Raw genomic sequence first — 21,391 nt, forward strand, 5'->3', positions numbered from 1 at the left:
GCCGTCCCCTTCGTCCTCCAGCCGTCCTGCAGCCTGCCAACGGTTTCGCGCCATGTCCCACTCACTTCCGCTTGCGCTGAAGATTGCCGACCGACCGGAGCGGGTCGGGATGGTCGTCAACGTCGCCCACACCCACGTCGGCGCTCCACGCCTCGTTCAAGGTCAGCACGATGGTCGCGTCGTCGCGGGTCACTGCGGCGAGATCAGTACTGGTCTGGGCGCGGATGATGGCCTGGGTGAGGCGGTGGACCTGGAACGCGTCGAAGTCGACGCGGATCAGACCGAGGCGGCCGAGGTGCTGGAGTGCATCGCGGAGCCACATGGGGTCGTCCGGATCACCGGGAATCGTGGTCAGCCGAGGACGGGCTGCCTCCAGCCAGGCGATGGGTATGGGCTCGGGTCCCAGAAAGGCTGCGAGACGGAGTAGAGCGATCGCGGCAGGGCCGTTCTCGTCCGCCAGGCGTGCCACAGAACTCTCGATCATGGCCGCTAGTGGCGCCGGGTAATCGCGGACATTGCCCTCGGCCATGATGCGGTCGGCGTTGGCGCTCAGGAGCTGCTTGTAGCGGTCCAGGGACATGCCACTGCACAGAACGCCTGCGGCTTGGGCAAGGGCGAGGGGGAGATCGCCCAGTTCATTCGCCAGGTGATCAGCCTGCTCGGCTACCATTCGCGGACTCCGAGTCCGGAGATACGTCACGGAGTCGGCCCGCGTGAACACGTCCACCTTGTTGTGCTGGGCGATCTGGGACCATTCAGGATCGCGCGAGGTGATCAGAACGTGGCCCGGACCCTCGGGTAGCCAGGGAGCGATCTGGTCCGGCTGTTCCGCGTTGTCGAGAACGAGGAGCCAGCGATGCCGCGTTCGTAGGTGCTGGAGGAGCGCGCGGGCATTGGCCTCGGTACCGGCGTCGGGTCTGGCGATGCCGAGGCGTTCAGCGAACTCGGCGTATTGGACGGGAAGTTGGTCGGCCTGCTCCGCGTCGATCCACCACACGAGGTCGTACTGGCTGGCGAACCGGTGGGCGTACTCGAGGGCGAGCTGGGTCTTACCGATCCCGCCCATCCCGTGCAGCGCCTGATGGCCACTCACCAGCCCCGTACGAAGCTGTTCCAACGCGTCCTCACGACCGGAGAAGTCCGGGTTGCGACGGCGGACGTTCCAGACCTCCGGCAGGCCGACACTGCCGGGCAGCCTGGGGCATCCGATGTCCGTTTTCGTGTCCGGGCTGGCGGCGGAGCCGCCGGGGAAGGCGAAGGGCCCGGTCGGAACTCCCGGCCCGTGGATGGCTTCGAGCAGGGCAGCGGTAGCGGAGGTCTCGTCCAGGCCGTGGAGATCCTTGCGCAGCTTCCCGGCCAGGATGGCGGGAATGTCGTCGTCGGCCAGGGGCTCGATCACCACCGGAACGAGCCGCCCCCGCACCGCGAAGCTGGCCGTCCACTCCTCGTGAGTCCACCGTTTCGGGGCGAAGTAGTTCTTGGAGAACAGGGCCACCACCGCGTCCACTTCCCCCAGAGCGGCGTTCATCCTGTGGACGAAATCGTCTCCGGTCTGCCAACTCCACCAGTCCAGCTCGACCCGGTGCCCAGCCTGCTTGAGCTGCCACCCCACCCACTCGGCCCATGCCTGATCGAGGCCCGCGTAACTGACGAAGAGGCGCTGTGCGGTGTCGGCCACCTTCGACCCCCCGAATCCCCAGATGATCGTCACTTCATCCCATGGGCCATGATCCCGCGTATAGCGTGAAGCCGAGCCAGGAACCTTGAGATCGGTCGACGAGCAGCGGGAGCGGGACGCCCCAGGCTCCGAGGAGCGTGAACGTCGGACTGAAGCTGCCCTGAGCCCCAATGTCCTTCTACGACTCAGGGCCCGTGACCTGCTGTGATAGCAGGTCACGGGCCCTGAGTTTCCCGTGTGGCGGCGCCAGGATTCGAACCTGGGAAGGCGAAGCCGGCAGATTTACAGTCTGCTCCCTTTGGCCGCTCGGGCACACCGCCGGGGGTCGTTGGAAGGGGGCCCGCCTTGGCGGTGCTCCCTGGCAACGACGTAAACGATACCTGATGCGAGGGGGTGCTTCGCCACCCGGTTGATCGCCGACCACGGGGGCCGGGGGTGGCTAGGCTGGGGCGGATGCGGTCCGGCTGGATGCCGGGCTCGGCGGCCGGCGCCCCGGCGCACGGTCCGCACCCGTTCCGCCCCCGATGCAAGGAGCCACAGGACATGGCCGACTCCAGTTTCGACATCGTCTCGAAGGTCGAGCGGCAGGAGGTCGACAACGCCCTCAACCAGACCGCCAAGGAGATCTCGCAGCGCTACGACTTCAAGGGCGTGGGCGCCTCGATCTCGTGGTCCGGCGAGAAGATCCTCATGGAGGCGAACTCCGAGGACCGGGTCAAGGCCGTGCTCGACGTCTTCGAGTCCAAGCTGATCAAGCGTGGCATTTCCCTGAAGTCGCTGGACGCGGGCGAGCCCCAGCTGTCCGGCAAGGAGTACAAGATCTTCGCGTCCATCGAGGAGGGCATCTCCCAGGACAACGCCAAGAAGGTGGCGAAGATCATCCGCGATGAGGGCCCCAAGGGCATCAAGGCCCAGGTCCAGGGTGAGGAGCTGCGCGTCAGCTCCAAGAGCCGCGACGACCTCCAGACCGTCATCGCGCTGCTCAAGGGCAAGGACTTCGACTTCGCGCTGCAGTTCGTGAACTACCGGTAGTACCCCGGCCGCGCACCCGCCCCGCCCCGGCTTCCCCGGCGGCGGGGCTCGCCATGTGCGATCGTTCCCGCATGAGCAGTGACTACGACCGTGTCCGCACCGGTATCGAGTTCATGACTGCCTATGTCTCCGGGGACGAGCTCCTCACGGAGTACATGGAGGAGCGGCGGCAGGAGGACCCCGCGGCCACGGACACGCTGCTGGACGGTACGGCGGCCCTGTGCGCGGCGCTGCTGCACACCCTGGCCCGTACGACGCGGCGCTCCCAGCACGAGATCCTCCAGGAGCTGGCCCGCGGCACGCATCGCAGCGAGCGCCGCTCCGAGGACTAACGCCAGTCAGTCGCGCGAGTTGCCGAAGATCACCCGGTACAGGATCAGCAGCACCAGCGAGCCGCCGATCGCCGCCGCCCACGTCGCGCCGTCGTAGAAGTGCTTGGAGACCGGGTGGTCCAGCCAGCGGGACGAGATCCAGCCGCCGAGGAAGGCGCCCGCGATGCCGATCAGGGTCGTGCCGAGGAAGCCGCCGGGGTCACGGCCGGGCAGCAGCAGCTTGGCGATGGCTCCGGCCAGCAGGCCCAGGATGATCCAACCGAGAATGCTCATGCCAGGAACCTGCCCTTCGGCGCCGCTTCCGCACACCCGCGCTCCGTAAGAAGCCGGTGTGCCCTGTCCCCTGCCAGGACGCCGGGCGGACCGGTTCCGGTTGCCGTCAGGCGACGCGCGCCCCGAACGGCTCGTCCGTGCGGACGATCTCGCGGCCCAGCGGGAGCAGCGACACCGGGATCAGCTTGAAGTTGGCGACGCCGAACGGGATGCCGATGATCGTCAGGCACAGCGCGATGCCCGTGGTGATGTGGGCCAGGGCCAGCCACCACCCCGCCAGCACCAGCCAGAGCACGTTGCCGACGCAGGACGGCGCGCCCGCGTCCCGCCGCTCGACGGTGGTGTACCCGAAGGGCCACAGGGCGTAGACGGCGATACGGAAGGCGGCGATCCCGAAGGGGATGCCGATGATCGTGATGCACAGCAGCACGCCGGCGAGCAGGTAGCCGAGGAACAGCCAGAAGCCGCTCAGGACGAGCCAGATGATGTTCAGAAGGGTCTTCACCGGTTACGACCTGCCATCTCTTCCAGTCGGGCGATCCGCTCGGCCATCGGCGGGTGTGTGGAGAACATCCGCGAGAGTCCCTGGCCGGGCCGGAACGGGTTGGCGATCATCATGTGGCTCGCGGTCTCGATACGCGGCTCCGGGGGCAGCGGGAGCTGCTTGGTGCCGCCCTCCAGCTTGCGCAGCGCCGACGCGAGGGCGAGCGGGTCGCCGGTGAGCTGGGCGCCGGACGCGTCCGCCTCGTACTCCCGGGAGCGGCTGACGGCCATCTGGATCAGGGTGGCCGCGAGCGGGCCGAGCAGCATCGTCAGGAGCATGCCGATCAGGCCCGGACCCTCGTCGTCGTCCGAGCGGCCGATCGGGATCAGCCACGCGAAGTTGACCAGGAACATGATCACGGAGGCGAGGGCGCCGGCCACGGACGAGATGAGGATGTCGCGGTTGTAGACATGGCTCAGCTCATGGCCGAGGACGCCGCGCAGCTCGCGCGGGTCGAGCAGGCGCAGGATGCCCTCGGTGCAGCAGACGGCCGCGTGGCGCGGGTTGCGGCCGGTGGCGAAGGCGTTGGGCGCCTCCGTGGGCGAGATGTACAGCCGGGGCATGGGCTGGCGGGCCTGCGTGGAGAGCTCGCGCACGATCCGGTACAGCTCGGGCGCCTCGAACTCGCTCACCGGGCGCGCCCGCATCGCGCGCAGGGCCAGCTTGTCGCTGTTCCAGTACGCGTACGCGTTCGTGCCGAGCGCCACCAGGACCGCGACGATCAGCCCCGTACGGCCGAAGAGGCTGCCGATGACGATGATGATCGCCGACAGTGCCCCGAGGAGTACTGCGGTCCTGAGCCCGTTGTGCCGGCGGTGCACCCTGGCCCTCCAAGTCGTGCGGCGGGGGAACCCTTCGGTCCAGTGGACCCTCCCGCACTGCTCAACGCCACGCGACGGCCGCGAGTTCCCAGGTGGGCGCGGTGGCGCGGACACCCGTACGAGTGAGCGGGGTCCGCCGCGCCGGTCAGAAGAGGGTGGTGGCGGCGAAGCGCAGCACCAGCTGGGGCGCTCCCGAGAGGGCCACGCCGACGGCCGCGGTGAGGGCGAGCGCGACGGTGAGCGGGGCGGGGACGCGGTGGCGTACGGGCTCGCCCTCGGGGGCGCGGAACAGCAGGGCCGTCCACCGGAGGTAGTAGTAGAGCGCGATCACCACGTTGACGGCCATGAGGACGGCGAGCCAGCCGAGTCCGGCGTCCACGGCCGCGGAGAACACCGTGACCTTGGCGAACAGCCCGATCACGCCCGGCGGGAGTCCGGCCAGGCAGAGCAGGAAGAAGGCCAGGAGGACGGCGGTGACGGGGTTGGTGGCGTACAGGCCCCGGTAGTCGCTGATCCGGTTGAGCGGCTTCGTACGGCCCACCAGGGCGGCCACCGCGAAGGCGCCGAGGTTCACGGCGGCGTACATCAGGGCGTAGGCGACGGTGGAGCCGATCGCCCGCTGGCCGTCCCGCGTGTATCCGGCGGCGGCGATCGGCACCAGGAGGTAGCCGGCCTGGCCGATGGAGGACCACGCGAGGAGGCGTACCGCGCTGTACGCGCGCGTGGCGCGCTGCCGCAGGGCGCCCGCGTTGCCCGCGGTCATGGTGAGCGCGGCCAGGACGGCGAGGGCGGGGCCCCAGACGTCGGCGTACGACGGGAAGGCGATCACGGTGACGAGGATCAGGCCGGAGAAGCCGACGGCCTTGCCGACGACGGAGAGGTAGGCGGCGACCGGGAGCGGCGCGCCGACGTACGTCTCGGGGACCCAGAAGTGGAAGGGCACCGCCGCCGTCTTGAAGGCGAAGCCGACCAGGGTGAGGACGACGCCGGTCTGGACGAGGGTGTGGAGCTGGCCGTCGACCTGGGGCAGGCGCCGGGCGATCTCGGTGAGGTGCAGGGTGCCGGTGGCGGCGTAGACGAAGCTGACGCCCATCAGGCTGACGGCGGTCGCGGTGACCGAGGAGAGGAAGAACTTCAGGGCGGCCTCGGCCGAGCGCGCCTCGCCGTGCCGGATGCCGACCAGGGCGAAGGCGGGCAGGGAGGCGACCTCCAGGGCGACGATCAGGGTGGCGAGGTCGCGGGAGGCGGGCAGCAGGGCGGCACCGGCCGCCGAGGAGAGCAGCAGGAACCAGAACTCCCCGGCCGGGACGCGCCGCCGGTCGTCCTGGACGCCGGTCACGGACAGCAGGGCCGCGAGCAGGGCGCCGCCGAGGACGAGGAGCTGGATGACGACCGTGAAGTGGTCGGCGGTGTAGCTGCACGCGCGCGTGGAGCCGGTCAGGCAGAAGGTGGCGCGGTCGCCGTGCAGCAGGGGCAGCAGCATGAGCGCGGCGGCGGCCAGGCCCGCGATGGAGAGCGGGCCGAGGAGCGGCTTGCGGTTCTCGGGCAGGAACAGGTCGGTGACGAGTACGGCGAGGGCAGTGACGGCGACGATGACGGGCGGGGCGATGGCCAGCCAGTCGACGGACTGGATCAGCGCGTTCACCGCCGGTGCGGCCAGGTGTTCCGCTGCGGCCCGGGCCGCCGTGTGCAGCGCGTAGTCGGCCGCGTGGCCGCCGAGGGACTGGGCCAGGACGCTCATCGGGTGCCTCCTGCGAGGAGCTGCTGCACGGCCGGGTCGCTGAGGCCGAGCAGCGCCCTCGGCCAGAGTCCGGCGAGGACGGTGAGGACGACGAGCGGGGTCCAGGCGGCGAACTCGTAGCCGCGTACGTCGGCGAGTTCGGGCAGGTCCTGGCGCGGGTCGCCCATGCAGACGCGGCGGACCACGACCAGCAGGTACGCGGCGGTCAGCAGGGTGCCGCAGGCGCCGATCGCGAGAAAGACCAGGTAGGCGGCCCGGCTGAGCCCGGCGGCGGGCTGGAACGCGCCGAACAGTGCGAGCATCTCGCCCCAGAACCCGGCGAGTCCGGGCAGCCCGAGCGAGGCGACGGCACCGAAGGCGAGCAGCCCGCCGAGCCGCGGGGCCCGGCCGTACAGGGCGCCCCCGCTGTGCGCGGCCAGGGTGTCGAGGTCGGTGCTGCCGGTACGGTCCTTCAGCGCGCCGACCAGGAAGAACAGCAGGCCGGTGATGAGGCCGTGCGCGATGTTGGCGAACAGGGCGCCGTTCACGCCGGTCGGGGTCATGGTGGAGATGCCGAGCAGCACGAAGCCCATGTGGCCGACGGAGGAGTACGCGATCAGCCGCTTCAGGTCGCCCTTCGCGCCCCGCTGGGCGAGGGAGAGACAGGCCAGCGACCCGTAGATGATGCCGACCACGGCGAACGCGGCGAGGTACGGCGCGAAGACCCGGAAGCCGTCGGGCGCGACCGGCAGCAGGATGCGGACGAACCCGTACGTGCCCATCTTCAGCAGGACACCGGCGAGCAGCACCGAGCCGACGGTCGGGGCGGCGGTGTGGGCGTCCGGGAGCCAGCTGTGCAGGGGCCACATCGGGGCCTTCACGGCGAGCCCGATCCCGATCGCCAGAACGGCGATGACCTGCACGGATGTGGTCAGGGACCGGCCGTTGTCAGTGGCGAGTGCCACCATGTCGAATGTGCCCGCTTTGATCCCGATCAGCAGCAGGCCGAGCAGCATGATCACGGAGCCGAGCAGCGTGTACAGGATGAACTTCCACGCGGCCCGGGTCCGGCCCTCGCCGCCCCATCGGGCGATGAGGAAGTACATCGGGATCAGCACGGTCTCGAAGGCGAGGAAGAAGAGGACGAGGTCGAGCACGGCGAAGGAGGCGAGGGTGCCGCCTTCGAGCAGCAGGACCAGGGCGGTGAACGCCTTCGGGGAGGGTCCCGTGGGCGGCTTGAAGTAGGAGTAGAGCGCGCAGAGGAAGGTCAGCAGCGCGGTCAGGAGAAGAAGGGGGAGGGAGATGCCGTCGATGCCGAGGTGGATGCGCACCTGGAGTGCGGGAATCCAGCTGATGTCGGTCGTGGCCTGCATCTTCGAGGGGTGGTCGTGGTCGAAGCCGAGCGCGAGGACGATCGCGGCGATGAGGACCACGCCGGTCACGGTCACGCCGTGCCGCAGCACGGCCTGCTCGGGGGACTTCCCCTTCAGTCCGGGCGGCGCGGGCAGGAGGGCGGCGGCCGCGCCGAGGAGCGGCACGGCGACGATGAACGCCAGAAGGAACTGCATCACTGATTCGCTGATACCGATCACGCCCGCTCACGCTCCCGAGGCGACGAGGAGGACGGCGACCGTCAGGACGACGGTGCCGGCGAGCAGCGCGCTCACATAGGTCTGCACGTTGCCGGTCTGCGCCCGCCGTACGGCCGCGCCGAGCAGCCGGGGCAGGGCGGCGGCGCCGCGTACGTAGGTGTCGACGACCTCGCGGTCCAGGAAGCGGACCAGGCTCGCCGCGCCCAGGACGGGGCGGACGAACAGCGCCGAGTACACGGCGTCGAGGTGGAAGCCCGCCGCGGCGGGCCCGTACAGCGGGCCGAGCAGCAGGCGGCCGGGGTCGGCCGGGTCGGGGGCCTTCGCGATGTCTCCGTACGCCGGTTCGTGGGTGGCGATGGCTTCGGCCTCGACCAGGCCCGCGTCGCCTTCCGGATGGGCGGCGACGGCGCCCAGCGGGACGCGGGGCGCCTGGGCGGCGGCGCGCTGCCAGGCGCCGTAGGCCAGCAGCCCGCCGACCACGGCGAGGCCGGTACCGAGGATGGAGGTGAGCAGGGTGGGCGCGAGGCTCGCGCCGTCGAACCAGCCGGGCAGCGCCCGGTAGGCGAGCGCGCCGAAGGCCAGCGAGGGCACGGCCAGTACCCAGAGCACCACGGTCATGGTCAGCGGCTGGCGGCCGTGGTCGGGGGCCTCGGCACCTCGGCCCCGGAAGGCCAGCAGCCAGAGGCGGGTGGCGTAGGCGGCGGTGAGCAGGGCCGTGGCGAGCGCGGCGACGAGCACGATCCAGCCCGCGGCGCCCGGTGCCGGGCCGGGGTGGCCGGTGGCGAGGCGTTCGGCGGCGCCGAGGACGGACTCCTTGGAGAAGAACCCGCTGAACGGCGGGATCGCGGCCAGCGCGAGCAGGGCCACGGTCATCGTCCAGAAGGCGTCCGGGACGCGGTCGCGCAGGTGGCTCATCCGGGACATGGCGGCCAGCGAGTTGGTTCCGGCGGCGTGGATGACCGCTCCGGCGGCGAGGAACAGCAGCGCCTTGAAGGCGCCGTGGGAGAGGAGGTGGAAGACGGCGGCACCGCGGTCGCCGACGGCGAGGGCGCCGGTCATGTAGCCGAGCTGGCCGATCGTCGAGTAGGCGAGGACGCGCTTGATGTCGTCCTGGGCGAGCGCGGCGAGGCCGGAGCCGAGCATGGTGACGGCGGCCATCACGGCGAGGACCGTCATCGCGGCGGCGGACGCCTCGAACACGGGGAGGAGACGGGCGGTGAAGTAGACACCGGCGGCGACCATCGTGGCCGCGTGGATCAGCGCGGAGACGGGCGTGGGGCCCGCCATCGCGTCGGGGAGCCAGGTGTGCAGCGGGAACTGCGCCGACTTGCCCGCCACGCCCGCGAGGAGCAGCAGCGCGATCAGGGTGGGGTGATCCAGTCCGCCGCTCGCCACGGCACCGAGGACGCGGGTGATGCGGAAGGACCCGGCATCCGTACCGAGCGCGAACAGGCCGATCAGGAACGGCACGTCACCGAGCTTGGTGACCAGGAACGCCTTCAGGGAGGCGGCGCGGGCCTCAGGGGTGCCCCAGTAGTGGCCGACGAGGAAGTAGGAGCAGATGCCCATGACTTCCCAGCCGACCAGCAGCACGATCAGGTCGCCGGAGTAGACGACGAGGAGCATCGCGGAGGTGAAGAGGGAGACGAGGGCCGCGTAGGAGGGGTAGCGGGGGTCGTCGCGCAGATAGCCGGTGGAGTACATCTGCACGCAGGTCGCCACGAAGGCCACCAGGATCGCGACGAGCGCGGCGAAGCCGTCGATGTGCAGCGCCAGGTCGACCGGGACCGAGCCGGTGGGCGTCAGCAGGGTGTACGCGTCGACGGCCCGGCCGCCGCCCTGGCGGGCCGCGACCAGCGCGGCCAGCACGAGCGAGGCCAGCGGCGGGAGTACGGCGAGCGGGCGGACGAAGCCGGGCGCGGTGCGGCCCAGCAGGAGTCCGGCGACGGCGCCGAGGAAGGGCAGGGCGGGGACGAGTGCGGCGAGGGTGGTCGTGGTCACGCGGTGGCCTCAGCCTTCTCGGCCCCGGAGGCGTCGGGGTGGTCGGAGTCGTCGCCGCGGGTCTCGGCGGTGCCGCGGAGCTTGTCGATGTCGGCGGTGCCCCGGTCGCGGTAGACGGCGAGGACGATCGCCAGGCCGATGCCGATCTCGGCGGCGGCGATGGCGATGGTGAACAGGGTCAGCGCCTGGCCGGAGTGCAGGGTGTCCTTGGCGGCCCGGCTGAGCCAGACGTCGAAGGCGACGAGGTTGAGGTTAACGGCGTTGAGCATCAGCTCGACCGACATCAGGACCAGGATCGCGTTGCGGCGGGCGAGGACGCCGTAGAGGCCGGTGCAGAAGAGGAGGGCGGCGAGTACGGCGGGGTAGGCGAGGTGCATCAGCGGGCGCCTTCCTTGTCGCCGGGGGTCTGGGTCAGGGCCTGCGCCGCCTGGTCCGCCTTGACCTTGCGGGACAGCACGATCGCGCCGACCAGGGCGGCGAGGAGCAGGACGGACAGCGCCTCGAAGGGCAGTACCCAGTGCCGGAAGAGGCTCTCGCCGGTGACGCGGGTGGTCCCGGCGGCCGGGCCGTCCAGGTCGATCCAGGTGACGCGGAACGCGTCCGTCACCACCCAGACCAGGGCGCCCGCCGCGCCCACGGCGACGACGAGGGCGGGCAGCCGGTTGCCCGAATCGGCGTCCGGGGAGCGGCCGATGGGGGCCCTGGTGAGCATCAGCCCGAAGAGGAGGAGGACGACGACGGAACCCACGTAGATGAGGACCTGCACCCAGGCGATGAACTCGGCGGTGAGCAGGAGGTACTCGACGGCCAGCCCGCCGAGGGTGACGACCAGCCAGAGGGCGGCGTGCACCAGCTGGCGGGTGGTGACGGTGATCAGTGCGGCGCCGAGGGTGACCAGGCCGACGAGGAGGAACGCGATCTCGACGCCGGTCGGGGAGAGGAAGCCGTGCGGGGCGGTGGCGGCGAGGCTCACTGTTCTCCCTCCTGGTCCGGGGTCTGTTCGGCTTGTTCGGCGGCCTGGGCGGCGGCCAGTTTGTCGGCGCTCTTGCGGGCGGCGGCGATCTCCTTCGGCTCCTCCGCGTGCGGGTCGAGCGCGGGCGGGGCCGGGACGGTCCACATCCACTCGCGGAGCTTGTCGCGCTCGTGGGTCAGTTCACGGATGTCGGTCTCGGCGTACTCGAACTCCGGGGACCAGAACAGCGCGTCGAAGGGGCAGACCTCGATGCAGATGCCGCAGTACATGCAGAGGGAGAAGTCGATGGCGAACCGGTCGAGGACGTTCCGGCTGCGCTCGCGGCCGCCGGGGGTGGCGGCCGGGACGGTCTCCTTGTGGGAGTCGATGTAGATGCACCAGTCGGGGCACTCACGGGCGCAGAGCATGCAGACCGTGCAGTTCTCCTCGAACAGGCCGATCACGCCTCGGGTGCGGGGCGGGAGGTCGGGCTGGACGTCGGGGTACTGCTCGGTGACCGTCTTCTTCGTCATCGTGCGCAGGGTGACGGCGAGGCCCTTGGCCAGGCCGGAGAAGGGGACGGACATCAGGCGGTCACCACCTTGACGACGCCGGTGAGGGCGATCTGGGCGAGGGCGAGCGGGACGAGGACGGTCCAGGACAGCTTCTGCAGCTGGTCCTCGCGCAGCCGGGGGTAGGTGACCCGGAGCCAGATCACCAGAAAGGCGAGGAGCGCGGTCTTCACCAGGGTCCACACCCAGCCGAGCCCGTCGGCGCCCCAGGGGCCGTGCCAGCCGCCGAGGAAGAGCACGGTGGTCAGACCGCACAGGACGACGATGCCCGCGTACTCCGCGAGCAGGAACAGGGCGAAGCGCAGGCCGGTGTACTCGGTGTACGCGCCGAAGATGATCTCCGAGTCGGCCACCGGCATGTCGAACGGCGGCCGTTGCAGCTCGGCGAGTCCGGCCACGAAGAACACCACCGCGCCGGTGAGCTGCCAGGGCAGCCACCACCAGTGGAAGGCGGTGACGATGCCGGGCAGCGAGACCGTTCCCGCCGCCATTGCCACGGAGGCGGCGGCGAGCAGCATCGGGAGTTCGTACGCGAGCAACTGGGCGGCGGTGCGCAGGCCGCCGAGCAGGGAGAACTTGTTGGCGCTCGCCCAGCCCGCCATCAGCGAGCCGAGGACGCCGATGCCCATCACCGCGAGCACGAAGAAGATGCCCGCGTCCAGCACTTGGCCGACGGCACCCGCGCTGGGGCCGATCGGGATGGCTAGTAGTACGAGGAGGTAGGGCAACAGGGCGACCGCTGGCGCGAGTTGGAAGACGCGTCGGTCGGCGCCCGCCGGGACCACGTCCTCCTTCTGCGCGAACTTCACGCCGTCCGCGACGAGTTGCGCCCAGCCGTGGAAGCCGCCCGCGTACATCGGGCCGAGGCGGCCCTGCATATGGGCCATCACCTTGTGCTCGGTCTGGCCGATGACCAGGGGGAGCGTCAAGAAGACGACGAAGACGACGAGGAGCCGCAGGGCGACGTCCAGCACGTCGTTCACTGCGCGCCTCCTGTGGTGTCGTCGGGGGTGTCGGTGGTGTCCGGCTCGGGAGCGGGGGGTGTCTTCGGGGGCTCGTCGGCCTCCTCGAAGGCCGGACGGGCGTGATGCCAGGGCGCGTCCGCGCTGCGCGGGCCGGTGTCCTTACGGTCCTCGGGCGCCGGAGTCTTGCCGGGTTCCGTCGGCTCAGCCGGAGTCTCGGTCCGCTGCGAGGCCGATCCCTGCGAGGCGCTGCGCGACCTGCGTGGCCCCCTGGGTACCTCGGTCGGCGTCTCGGCAGGGGCTTCCGCATTCTCCGGAGCCCCCTGGGTGGCCGACCCCTGACTCGCACTCCGCATCCGCCGAGGCCCAGCAGCCGCACCCGACTCCGGAGCACCTTGACTCGCCGACCCCTGACTCGCACTCCGCATCCGGCGCGGCGCAGCAGCCCCCTCCGGCTCCGGAGCCGCCTGACTGGCCGACCCCTCCCCCGCACTCCGAGCCCGGCGCGGCCGAACCGCCTCGCCTCCCGGCTCGCCCGCGGCGCCAGCCCGTCGAGCCGGGCGCTCCCCCGCCGCCCCCCGCGCGGGACGCGAAGGCGCGGGCGGCAACTGACCCTTCAGCGGGCCCCACTCGTTCGGATCGGGCACCCCCGGCGGCAGCATCTGGCGGCGCTTCGGCCCGCCGTGTTCCGACTCCCCCGGCTCCTTCGCGCCCGGCCACGCCTTGGCGACGCGGGCGGCGAGGACGAAGTCCTTGCGGAGGGGGTGACCCTCGAAGTTCTCCGGGAGGAGCAGGTGGTCCAGGGCGGGGTGGCCGGTGAAGTCGACGCCGAACATCTCGTGGGTCTCCCGCTCGTGCCAGGCGGCGCCCGCGTACACGCCGACCGCGCTGGCCAGCACCGGCGCCTCGTGCGGGACGGTCGTACGGACCAGCAGGCGGCGGACCGGGTGCAGGGCGACGACGTGGGCGGAGACCCGGAACCCGGTGCCGGGTTCGTCGACCGCGCTCAGCCAGTCGAAGTAGGTGCAGGTCAGCGTCGTACGGGCCGTTTCCAGCGCGGTGAGCCACGCGGCGGGAGGCACGTCGACGGTGAGGACGTCGTACGACTCCTCGGCGGTGGCGTCGGGGCCGAAGAGTTCGTCCACGGGGGCGGGCAGCCAGCCGGGCGCGGTCATCGCGCGTCCCCCTCCGCAGAAGGAGTGGCGGGCGGACGCACCAGGTCGCTCTGGAGCGCGGCGGCGGACGGGCGGGCGGCGCCCCCCTTGCCGTACCGCTCCGCCAGGGACTCGCGGGCGATCTTCTCCTGGAGCTTGAGGATGCCCTGGAGCAGTGCCTCGGGGCGGGGCGGGCAGCCCGGCACGTACACGTCGACCGGGATGATCTGGTCGACGCCCTTGGTGACGGAGTAGGAGTCCCAGTACGGTCCGCCGCAGTTGGAGCAGGCGCCGAAGGAGATGACGTACTTCGGCTCGGGCATCTGCTCGTACAGCCGCTTCACGGCGGGCGCCATCTTGTCGGTGACCGTGCCGGAGACGACCATCAGGTCGGCCTGGCGGGGGCCCGGCGCGAAGGGGATGACGCCGAGCCGGATGAAGTCGTGGCGGGCCATCGACGCGGCGATGAACTCGATCGCGCAGCAGGCGAGGCCGAAGTTGAAGACCCAGAGCGAGTAGCGGCGGCCCCAGTTGAGGACGACCTTCATCGGCTCGGGGGCGAGCCGGGCGAGCGCGCCCAGACGCTTCGGCTCGGGCAGCAGCACCGGCTCGGGGGCGGCCGGGTTCACGTCCATGTCAGGACGCCCTTCTTGTAGGCGTACAGCAGGCCGACGGCGAGGAAGCCCAGGAAGATGAACATCTCCACCAGGGTGGCCGCGCCGTAGCCGGGGGCGGCGAAGACCGTCGCCCAGGGGAACAGGAAGATCGAGTCGACGGCGAAGATGACGTACAGGAAGGCGTAGACGTAGTACCGGACCTGGGTGTGGGCCCAGCCCTCCCCGACGGGGTCGACGCCGCACTCGTAGGTCATGAGCTTCTCGGGGGTGGGCACCACGGGCCGCAGCAGGCGTCCGGCGCCGAAGGCGGCCGCGACGAAGAGCACGCCGACTACGGCGAGCAGGCCCACGACCGAGTAGGACCCGAAGTAGTCCGACGCGGTGCCGCCCGCGGCGACCGTCGTCACCCCCAACGTCTCCCGCACCGTCCGTCCCTCGCTCCCTGACCGGGTGTCCTCCGTGGCCTCCGCGCACCGTGTGACGGGTGCGGCCGGAGGTTTGCGTACGCACGGGAGTCTAGGCCCTGATAAAGCGCCGGTAAGCAGGCCGTGACGCCCAGCGAGGCCGGGAGCGGGCCGGGGGTGGGGTTTTCCCCAGGGGCCGGAAGGCGGTCCACCGCATGGCGTACGGGCCGCCGGGCACGGCAGTCTGACCGCCATGACCGCTCCCGCTCCCGCCGCCGGACCGGCCGGTGACACCGGCCGTCCGCCGCCCGCCCGGCTCGCCTTCGACGCGCACACCTGGAAGGAGATCGCGCATCTCCTGCTGAACCTGCCGCTGGCGGTGGTGGGCTTCGTCTACGCGGTCACCGCGCTGTCCGTGAGCGGGGGCCTCACCGTCACGGTACTCGGGCTGCCGCTGCTGGCGGGCTCCCTGCTGGGCGCCCGGCTGCTGGGCAGGCTGGAGCGGGCGCGGGTCCGGGCGCTGCTCGGGCTGCGGGTGCCGGAGCCGTCGCCGCTGCCGTTCGCCCGGAGCGGCGGGGTGGTGCGGCGGCTGTGGCTGGCGCTCAGGGACCCGGTGGGCTGGCGGTCGATGCTCTACGGCCTGATCCGGCTGCCCTGGGGCGTGCTGACCTTCACCACCGTGCTGGTCTCGTTCTTCGTGCTGTGGCCGGTACTGGGCTACCTGGCGCGGGGTCTGGCGAACATGGACCGGGCGCTGGCCCGCGCGCTGCTGGCGCCGTCGGACGAGCTGGAGCGCCGGATAGCGGAGCTGGAGTCGGACCGGGGTGTCGTGGTCGACACCGCCGCCGCCGATCTCCGCCGGATCGAGCGCGACCTCCACGACGGGGCGCAAGCCCGGCTGGTCAACCTCGCCATGGGACTCGGACTCGCCAAGGAAAAACTCCACCACGACCCCGAAACCGCCGCCCGCATGGTCGAAGAAGCCCACGGCGAAGCCAAAACCGCCCTCAAAGAACTCCGCGACCTCGCCCGCGGCATCCACCCCGCCATCCTCACCGACCGAGGCTTGGACGCAGCCCTCTCCCACATCGCCACCCGCTGCACCGTCCCCGTCACCCTCACCGTCGACCTCCCCACCCGACCCACACCCGCCATCGAAAACATCACCTACTACACCGCCAGCGAACTCCTCCAGAACATCAGCAAACACAGCCACGCCACCCACGCCACCCTCGACCTCCGACACACCCCCCACCACCTCACCCTCCAAATCCGCGACGACGGAATCGGCGGAGCCAACCCCGCCCACGGATCAGGACTCGCCGGACTCACCGAACGCCTCCGCGCCGTCGACGGGGTGTTCGTCGTGGACTCCCCGCCCGGCGGGCCGACCGTGATCACCGCCGAGCTGCCCTGGCGGGACCGCGAGGACGAGCACCGCGCCGGGCGGTAGGGAAAACCCCCTGTTCCACACGGGGACACACGCCATGGCCCGCACCCGGTCCCGAGCAGCAGTCTGAGCAGGCAAGCCCACACGAGGAGAACGGGGAAGGACACCGATGGCCACGCACTACACGCCGTACCGGGAAGAGCGGGGCCACCACCGCCTCCCCGCCGCGCTGCGGGCGCCGCTGGAGGCGCGGACCTGGCGGGCGCTGGGATACGCGCTGACCGGGCTGCCGGTGGCCATCGCCCTGTTCGTCTGGACGGTCACGGTGATCTCGCTCGGCGCCGGGCTGCTGGTGACCTTCGTCGGGGTGCCGGTCCTCGCGCTGGGCCTGGTCGGCTGCCGGGGCTTCGGGGCGCTGGAGCGGGCGCGGGCCGGGGCGCTGCTGAAGGTGCGGGTGGGCGCGCCGGAGCCCCTGAAGCCCAGCGGACCGGGGCTGCTGCCCTGGCTCGGCGCGGTGCTCAAGAGCGGCTCGTCCTGGCGGCACCTGGTGTACGCGCTGGTCCACTTCCCGTGGGCGGTGTTCTCGTTCTCGGTGGCGATCAGCTTCTGGACGTACGGCTGGGCGCTGCTGACGTACCCGCTGTGGTTCTGGGTGTTCCCGATGTGGGCCGGGCAGGGCGGCATCCAGCTCTACGGGGACGACCACCACAGCGTCTACCTGGACAACCCCTTCGAGATCACCGTCACCGCGCTGATCGGGCTGGTGTTCACGCTGCTCACCCCGTGGCTGCTGCGGGGCCTGACCACGGTGGACGGGCTGCTGGTGCGCGGGCTGCTCGGTCCCTCCCGGCTGACGGCACGCGTGGAGGAGCTGGAGTCGGACCGGGGTGTGGTGGTCGACACCGCCGCCGCCGATCTCCGCCGGATCGAACGCGACCTCCACGACGGGGCACAAGCCCGGCTGGTCAACCTCGCCATGGGACTCGGACTCGCCAAGGAAAAACTCCACCACGACCCCGAAACCGCCGCCCGCATGGTCGAAGAAGCCCACGGCGAAGCCAAAACCGCCCTCAAAGAACTCCGCGACCTCGCCCGCGGCATCCACCCCGCCATCCTCACCGACCGAGGCTTGGACGCAGCCCTCTCCCACATCGCCACCCGCTGCACCGTCCCCGTCACCCTCACCGTCGACCTCCCCACCCGACCCACACCCGCCATCGAAAACATCACCTACTACACCGCCAGCGAACTCCTCCAGAACATCAGCAAACACAGCCACGCCACCCACGCCACCCTCGACCTCCGACACACCCCCCACCACCTCACGCTCCAGGTCAAGGACGACGGCGTAGGCGGAGCGGACTCCGGTCGCGGCACCGGCCTCGCGGGGCTGGCCGAGCGGCTCGGCGCGGTCGACGGGGTCCTGGTGGTGGACTCGCCGCCCGGCGGACCGACCACCGTGACCGCGGAACTGCCCTGGCGCGCCTGACGAAGCTGGAATGCTGGGCCTCCTTGTCGGCAGGCGTGTGGGGGCTCGGGGAATCGTGGAGAACAAGGTGCGTGTGGTCATCGCCGAGGACTCGGTGCTGCTCAGAGAGGGGCTGACCCGGCTGCTGACCGACCTCGGCCATGAGGTGGTGGCCGGGGTCGCGGACGCGGAGGCGCTGCTCGCGACCATCGCGGAGCTGGCCGGGCGGGACGAGCTGCCGGACGTGGTGGTGGCGGACGTGCGGATGCCGCCGACGCACACCGACGAAGGGGTACGGGCCGCCGTGGAGCTGCGCGGCCGCCACCCGGAGCTCGGGGTGCTGGTGCTGTCGCAGTACGTGGAGGAGCGGTACGCCACCGAACTGCTGGCCGGTTCCAGCCGGGGCGTCGGCTATCTGCTGAAGGACCGGGTCGCGGACGTGCGCGAGTTCGTCGCCGCGGTGGAGCGGGTCGCCTCGGGCGGTACGGCGCTGGACCCGGAGGTGGTGGCGCAGCTGCTGGGCCGCAGCCGCAAGCAGGACGTGCTGGCGGCGCTGACCCCGCGCGAGCGTGAGGTGCTGGGGCTGATGGCGGAGGGGCGGACCAACTCGGCCGTGGCCCGGCAGCTCGTGGTGAGCGACGGGGCGGTGGAGAAGCACGTCAGCAACATCTTCATGAAGCTGGGTCTGACCCCGAGCGACGGAGACCATCGGCGTGTTCTGGCCGTGCTGACCTATCTGAACTCGTGACGGCACCGAGACTGGGCGGCGTAGCAAGTCCATATAACGGGAGATACGCAGCGATCCTCGGAAGCCGACCCTAAGCGACGTAGGGTTGATCCTGGGATTGGTCCGGGGGAAGACCGCCCCCGGACGGCCGCCTCGAAGGAGGTCCAGTTCAGTGACCAGTCAGGTCAGCAGCCCAGCGGAGCAGGCCGACGAGAACGTCGTGGCAGCGCGGCGCAGACCGGGCGGAGCGAAGGACGTGCGGCGTCTCGACCGGGTGATCATCCGGTTCGCGGGGGACTCCGGTGACGGTATGCAGCTCACCGGGGACCGGTTCACCTCGGAGACCGCGTCCTTCGGCAACGACCTCTCCACCCTTCCCAACTTCCCCGCCGAGATCCGCGCCCCCGCCGGCACCCTGCCCGGCGTCTCCTCCTTCCAGCTCCACTTCGCCGACCACGACATCCTGACCCCGGGCGACGCGCCGAACGTGCTGGTCGCCATGAATCCGGCCGCGCTGAAGGCCAACGTCGGCGATCTGCCGCGCGGCGCCGAGATCATCGTCAACACCGACGAGTTCACCAAGCGCGCGCTGGCCAAGGTGGGGTACGCCGACTCCCCGCTGGACGACGGCTCGCTCGACGGCTATCACCTGCACCCGGTGCCGCTGACCACGCTCACGGTGGAGGCGCTGAAGGAGTTCGCCCTCTCCCGCAAGGAGGCCGAGCGCAGCAAGAACATGTTCGCGCTGGGCCTGCTGAGCTGGATGTACCACCGGCCCACCGAGGCCACCGAGAAGTTCCTGACCACCAAGTTCGCCAAGAAGCCGGACATCGCGGCGGCCAACGTGGCCGCGTTCCGGGCGGGCTGGAACTTCGGCGAGACGACGGAGGACTTCGCCGTCTCCTACGAGGTGGCCCCGGCCGCGCGGGCCTTCCCGCCGGGCGTCTACCGCAACATCTCGGGGAACCTGGCCCTGGCCTACGGGCTGATCGCCGCGTCGAAGCAGGCGGATCTGCCGCTGTTCCTGGGCTCGTACCCGATCACCCCGGCCTCGGACATCCTGCACGAGCTGTCGAAGCACAAGAACTTCGGTGTGCGGACCTTCCAGGCGGAGGACGAGATCGCGGGGATCGGCGCGGCGCTGGGCGCGGCGTTCGGCGGTTCGCTCGCGGTGACGACGACCTCCGGCCCCGGTGTGGCGCTGAAGAGCGAGACGATCGGGCTGGCGGTGTCGCTGGAGCTGCCGCTGCTGGTGATCGACATCCAGCGCGGCGGGCCGTCGACAGGGCTGCCGACCAAGACCGAGCAGGCCGACCTGCTCCAGGCGATGTACGGGCGCAACGGCGAGGCGCCGGTCCCGGTGGTGGCCCCGCGCACCCCGGCCGACTGCTTCGACGCGGCGCTGGAGGCGGCCCGGATCGCGGTGACCTACCGCACCCCGGTGTTCCTGCTCTCCGACGGCTACCTGGCCAACGGCTCCGAGCCCTGGCGCGTCCCGGACCTCGACGAACTCCCTGATCTCCAGGTCCAGTTCGCGCAGGGCCCGAACCACACGCTGGAGGACGGCACCGAGGTCTTCTGGCCGTACAAGCGCGACCCGCACACGCTGGCCCGCCCCTGGGCCGTACCCGGCACACCGGGGCTCGAGCACCGCATCGGCGGGATCGAGAAGCAGGACGGCACGGGCAACATCTCCTACGACCCGGCCAACCACGACCTGATGGTCCGCACCCGCCAGGCCAAGATCGACGGCATCGACGTCCCCGACATCGAGGTCGACGACCCGGACGGCGCGCGGACGCTGGTGCTCGGCTGGGGTTCGACGTACGGCCCGATCACGGCGGCGGTACGGCGGCTGCGCACGGCGGGCGAGTCCATCGCGCAGGCGCATCTGCGGCACCTCAACCCCTTCCCGGCCAACCTCGGCGAGGTGCTGAAGGGGTACGACAAGGTGGTGGTCCCGGAGATGAACCTCGGGCAGCTCGCCACCCTGGTCCGGGCGAAGTACCTGGTCGACGCCCGCTCGTTCAACCAGGTCAACGGCATGCCGTTCAAGGCGGAACAGCTCGCCACCGCGCTCAAGGAGGCCATCGATGACTGACTCCGCACGCGAGCTGCTCCAGCTGGTGCCCAAGGCCGAGGGCAAGCAGTCGATGAAGGACTTCAAGTCCGACCAGGAGGTCCGCTGGTGCCCCGGCTGCGGGGACTACGCGATCCTCGCGGCCGTGCAGGGGTTCATGCCGGAGCTGGGGCTGGCGCGGGAGAACATCGTCTTCGTCTCGGGCATCGGCTGCTCGTCCCGCTTCCCGTACTACATGAACACCTACGGGATGCACTCCATCCACGGCCGCGCCCCGGCCATCGCCACCGGGCTCGCGTCCTCGCGGCGGGACCTGTCGGTGTGGGTGGTCACCGGTGACGGGGACGCCCTGTCCATCGGCGGCAACCACCTCATCCACGCGCTGCGCCGCAATGTGAACCTGAAGATCCTGCTGTTCAACAACCGGATCTACGGGCTCACCAAGGGCCAGTACTCCCCGACCTCCGAACTCGGCAAGATCACCAAGTCGACGCCGATGGGGTCGCTGGACGCGCCGTTCAACCCGGTGTCGCTGGCGCTGGGCGCGGAGGCGTCGTTCGTCGCCCGGACCATCGACTCCGACCGCAAGCATCTGACCGAGGTGCTGCGGGCGGCCGCCGACCATCCGGGCACCGCGCTGATCGAGATCTACCAGAACTGCAACATCTTCAACGACGGTGCCTTCGACGCCCTCAAGGACCAGCAGCGAGCCGAGGAGGCGCTGATCCGGCTGGAGCACGGGCAGCCGGTGCGGTTCGGCGCCGACGGCTCGCGCGGGGTCGTCCGGGACCGGACCGGGGAGCTGACGGTGGTCACCGTGACCCCGGACAACGAGGCCGACCTGCTGGTCCACGACGCGCACGCGGCCTCCCCGACCACGGCGTTCGCGCTGTCCCGGCTGGCCGACCCGGACACCCTGCACCACACCCCGATCGGGGTGTTCCGCGCGGTGGACCGGCCGGTCTACGACAGCCTGATGTCCGAGCAGCTGGACACCGCGGTCGAGCAGCAGGGCAAGGGGGATCTGGCCACGCTGCTGGCGGGCGGGGACACCTGGACGGTCGTGGGCTGA

General features: G+C 71.0%; 21 protein-coding genes and 1 tRNA gene. 7 read left to right on the forward strand and 15 right to left on the reverse strand.

The features are described 5' to 3' along the window. Positions 1-61: 61 nt before the first annotated feature. Entirely contained in the window at positions 62-1,678 is a 1,617-nt protein-coding gene (gene fxsT / locus ACI2LY_RS13050) for an FxSxx-COOH system tetratricopeptide repeat protein (protein WP_404707179.1), read from the reverse strand. A gap of 238 nt (positions 1,679-1,916) precedes the next feature. Further along, positions 1,917-1,998, reverse strand: a tRNA-Tyr gene (locus ACI2LY_RS13055). Positions 1,999-2,221: 223 nt separating this feature from the next. Here ACI2LY_RS13055 and ACI2LY_RS13060 point away from each other — a divergent pair. Continuing rightward, positions 2,222-2,710 carry a YajQ family cyclic di-GMP-binding protein gene (locus tag ACI2LY_RS13060; RefSeq protein WP_388996956.1) on the forward strand — a complete coding sequence of 163 codons (489 nt, stop codon included), beginning with the start codon at positions 2,222-2,224 and terminating at the stop codon, positions 2,708-2,710. A 71-nt stretch (positions 2,711-2,781) separates the two neighbouring features. After that, on the forward strand, positions 2,782-3,042 hold the full coding sequence (locus ACI2LY_RS13065) for a hypothetical protein (protein WP_404707180.1): 261 nt from the start codon (positions 2,782-2,784) through the stop codon (positions 3,040-3,042). A gap of 6 nt (positions 3,043-3,048) precedes the next feature. Here ACI2LY_RS13065 and ACI2LY_RS13070 read toward each other — a convergent pair whose 3' ends face one another. The 13 genes from ACI2LY_RS13070 to ACI2LY_RS13130 all read right to left on the reverse strand — a co-directional run bounded on the left by ACI2LY_RS13070 (position 3,049) and on the right by ACI2LY_RS13130 (position 14,675). Then, entirely contained in the window at positions 3,049-3,315 is a 267-nt protein-coding gene (locus ACI2LY_RS13070; protein WP_031180890.1) for a GlsB/YeaQ/YmgE family stress response membrane protein, read from the reverse strand. A gap of 106 nt (positions 3,316-3,421) precedes the next feature. Further along, complete coding sequence (locus ACI2LY_RS13075) at positions 3,422-3,820, reverse strand: YccF domain-containing protein (RefSeq protein ID WP_404707181.1); 399 nt, start codon at positions 3,818-3,820, stop codon at positions 3,422-3,424. Next, the gene (gene htpX, locus ACI2LY_RS13080) at positions 3,817-4,680 is read right to left on the reverse strand and encodes a zinc metalloprotease HtpX (RefSeq protein WP_404707182.1); all 864 of its coding nucleotides are present in this window, start codon (positions 4,678-4,680) and stop codon (positions 3,817-3,819) included. The genes ACI2LY_RS13075 and htpX overlap by 4 nt, the downstream gene beginning before the upstream one ends. Positions 4,681-4,825: 145 nt before the next feature. Beyond that, positions 4,826-6,325, reverse strand: a complete 1,500-nt coding sequence (locus ACI2LY_RS13085) for an NADH-quinone oxidoreductase subunit N (RefSeq protein WP_404707328.1) — start codon at positions 6,323-6,325, stop codon at positions 4,826-4,828. A 92-nt stretch (positions 6,326-6,417) separates the two neighbouring features. Further along, the gene (locus ACI2LY_RS13090; RefSeq protein WP_404707183.1) at positions 6,418-7,992 is read right to left on the reverse strand and encodes a NuoM family protein; all 1,575 of its coding nucleotides are present in this window, start codon (positions 7,990-7,992) and stop codon (positions 6,418-6,420) included. Positions 7,993-7,998: 6 nt separating this feature from the next. Further along, on the reverse strand, positions 7,999-9,993 hold the full coding sequence (locus ACI2LY_RS13095) for an NADH-quinone oxidoreductase subunit L (protein ID WP_404707184.1): 1,995 nt from the start codon (positions 9,991-9,993) through the stop codon (positions 7,999-8,001). Next, complete coding sequence (gene nuoK, locus ACI2LY_RS13100) at positions 9,990-10,370, reverse strand: NADH-quinone oxidoreductase subunit NuoK (protein ID WP_404707185.1); 381 nt, start codon at positions 10,368-10,370, stop codon at positions 9,990-9,992. Before nuoK ends, ACI2LY_RS13095 begins: the two co-directional genes overlap by 4 nt. Beyond that, entirely contained in the window at positions 10,370-10,966 is a 597-nt protein-coding gene (locus ACI2LY_RS13105) for an NADH-quinone oxidoreductase subunit J (RefSeq protein ID WP_404707186.1), read from the reverse strand. Before ACI2LY_RS13105 ends, nuoK begins: the two co-directional genes overlap by 1 nt. After that, positions 10,963-11,535: a NuoI/complex I 23 kDa subunit family protein gene (locus ACI2LY_RS13110; RefSeq protein WP_404707329.1), complete on the reverse strand. Its 573-nt coding sequence runs from the start codon at positions 11,533-11,535 to the stop codon at positions 10,963-10,965. Before ACI2LY_RS13110 ends, ACI2LY_RS13105 begins: the two co-directional genes overlap by 4 nt. Further along, entirely contained in the window at positions 11,532-12,500 is a 969-nt protein-coding gene (locus ACI2LY_RS13115; protein ID WP_404707187.1) for an NADH-quinone oxidoreductase subunit H, read from the reverse strand. The genes ACI2LY_RS13110 and ACI2LY_RS13115 overlap by 4 nt, the downstream gene beginning before the upstream one ends. Continuing rightward, entirely contained in the window at positions 12,497-13,654 is a 1,158-nt protein-coding gene (locus tag ACI2LY_RS13120; RefSeq protein WP_404707188.1) for an NADH-quinone oxidoreductase subunit C, read from the reverse strand. Before ACI2LY_RS13120 ends, ACI2LY_RS13115 begins: the two co-directional genes overlap by 4 nt. Beyond that, the gene (locus ACI2LY_RS13125; protein ID WP_404707189.1) at positions 13,651-14,268 is read right to left on the reverse strand and encodes an NADH-quinone oxidoreductase subunit B; all 618 of its coding nucleotides are present in this window, start codon (positions 14,266-14,268) and stop codon (positions 13,651-13,653) included. The genes ACI2LY_RS13120 and ACI2LY_RS13125 overlap by 4 nt, the downstream gene beginning before the upstream one ends. Then, a complete protein-coding gene (locus ACI2LY_RS13130; protein WP_051720453.1) occupies positions 14,259-14,675 on the reverse strand; it encodes an NADH-quinone oxidoreductase subunit A in 417 nt (138 codons plus the stop codon). Before ACI2LY_RS13130 ends, ACI2LY_RS13125 begins: the two co-directional genes overlap by 10 nt. Positions 14,676-14,907: 232 nt before the next feature. Here ACI2LY_RS13130 and ACI2LY_RS13135 point away from each other — a divergent pair, with 232 nt between their 5' ends. The 5 genes from ACI2LY_RS13135 (at position 14,908) to ACI2LY_RS13155 (ending at position 21,391) form a co-directional block, all read left to right on the forward strand. Then, positions 14,908-16,107: a sensor histidine kinase gene (locus ACI2LY_RS13135; protein WP_404707190.1), complete on the forward strand. Its 1,200-nt coding sequence runs from the start codon at positions 14,908-14,910 to the stop codon at positions 16,105-16,107. A gap of 106 nt (positions 16,108-16,213) precedes the next feature. Then, positions 16,214-17,533 carry a sensor histidine kinase gene (locus ACI2LY_RS13140; RefSeq protein ID WP_404707191.1) on the forward strand — a complete coding sequence of 440 codons (1,320 nt, stop codon included), beginning with the start codon at positions 16,214-16,216 and terminating at the stop codon, positions 17,531-17,533. Between the two features lie 67 nt (positions 17,534-17,600). Continuing rightward, positions 17,601-18,260 carry a response regulator transcription factor gene (locus ACI2LY_RS13145; RefSeq protein WP_279614292.1) on the forward strand — a complete coding sequence of 220 codons (660 nt, stop codon included), beginning with the start codon at positions 17,601-17,603 and terminating at the stop codon, positions 18,258-18,260. A 151-nt stretch (positions 18,261-18,411) separates the two neighbouring features. Continuing rightward, positions 18,412-20,340, forward strand: a complete 1,929-nt coding sequence (locus ACI2LY_RS13150) for a 2-oxoacid:acceptor oxidoreductase subunit alpha (protein ID WP_404707192.1) — start codon at positions 18,412-18,414, stop codon at positions 20,338-20,340. Next, positions 20,333-21,391 carry a 2-oxoacid:ferredoxin oxidoreductase subunit beta gene (locus tag ACI2LY_RS13155; protein ID WP_404707193.1) on the forward strand — a complete coding sequence of 353 codons (1,059 nt, stop codon included), beginning with the start codon at positions 20,333-20,335 and terminating at the stop codon, positions 21,389-21,391. The genes ACI2LY_RS13150 and ACI2LY_RS13155 overlap by 8 nt, the downstream gene beginning before the upstream one ends.

The organism is Streptomyces sp. NPDC002176 (genome assembly GCF_044903645.1).
Taxonomy (GTDB): domain Bacteria; phylum Actinomycetota; class Actinomycetes; order Streptomycetales; family Streptomycetaceae; genus Streptomyces.